Source organism: Paenisporosarcina sp. P4_E4_2 (assembly GCF_056401595.1).
This window is the reverse complement of the sequence record NZ_JBFUJC010000529.1, coordinates 1-1,311: the sequence shown is the minus strand read 5'-3', so window position 1 is coordinate 1,311 and position 1,311 is coordinate 1. Positions and strand designations below refer to the sequence as shown.

At 42.9% G+C, this 1,311-nt stretch carries 1 pseudogene; it reads right to left on the bottom strand.

The window, feature by feature from the left end:
- Nucleotides 1-1,311: pseudogene (dxs, locus tag AC1DSB_RS19415) on the bottom strand (1-deoxy-D-xylulose-5-phosphate synthase); the annotation flags it as partial.

Here is a 1,311-nt window from a genome sequence, read left to right as displayed (position 1 = left end):
GGTGATTAATTCAGCCGAATTTAAATGTATTTCATTTAACAGTTCATCAACGTTTCCGTGTTCAATAAACTGATCTGGAATGCCCATTCGACTAACGGAAACGCCCGTATACTCATGGTCTTGCATAAATTCCAATATGCTGCTTCCAAATCCGCCTTGTAAAATCGCTCTTCCACAGTAAATATTGGAAGATTACGTTCCACTAATTTATGCAGCATACCCTCATCAAGTGGTTTAATGAACCTTGCATTGATAACTTCTGCTTGGATACCTTCCAGTGCCAATCGTTCTGCAGCTTCCATAGCCATTGGGATTGTGGTACCGAATGTTAAAATTGCCGCATCCGAACCTTTTCTTAAAACTTCCCATGAACCAATCGGTATGGAATGTAATTCTGCATCCATCGGAACACCGAGCCCATTCCCTCTCGGGTAGCGCAATGCAATTGGACCATCATTGTAATCGATGGCGGTTTTCACCATATGCTGACCTTCATTTTCATCTTTAGGCATCATGATTACCATATTTGGCAAATGACGTAGGAATGAAATATCGAATACGCCTTGATGGGTTTCCCCGTCAGCGCCAACAAGTCCTGATCGGTCAATTCCGATGAAGACATTTAAATTTTGACGACAAATATCATGTAAAACTTGGTCATAAGCGCGTTGCAGGAAAGTTGAGTAGATGGCTAAAAACGGCTTCATTTCTTGAGTGGCAAGGCCGGCCGCCATAGTGGTTGCATGTTGTTCAGCAATGCCGACGTCATACATGCGTTCAGGGAATTCAGCCGCAAAGCCTTCTAATTTCGAACCAACTGGCATCGCAGGTGTTATAGCTACAATCCGCTCATCTTCACGTGCAAGTTTACACACGGTTTCAGCGACCAATCCACTCCATGAAGGTGCTTTTGTCGAAGACTTTACGAATGCACCGGTCTCCATTTTATAAGGACCTGTCCCATGCCAAGTACCAATTTTATCTTCTTCTGCCGGGCGGTACCCTTTGCCTTTTTTCGTGATGACATGAACCAATACTGGTCCCTTCATTTTTTTCGCGTATAACAAATTCTCTTGCAAATCTTCGTAATTATGTCCGTCAATAGGACCTAAATACGTAAATCCAAGTTCCTCGAAAAACACACCTGAAACTAGTAAATATTTTAAACTGTCTTTAACCCGTTCCGCCGTAGCTGCCAGTTTTCCACCGACTGCCGGGATTTTTTTCAACAAATATTCCAGTTCGTCTTTAGCCTTATTATATTTACCGGCTGTGCGAAGTTTTCCTAATACTGTATGGAGTGCGCCAACG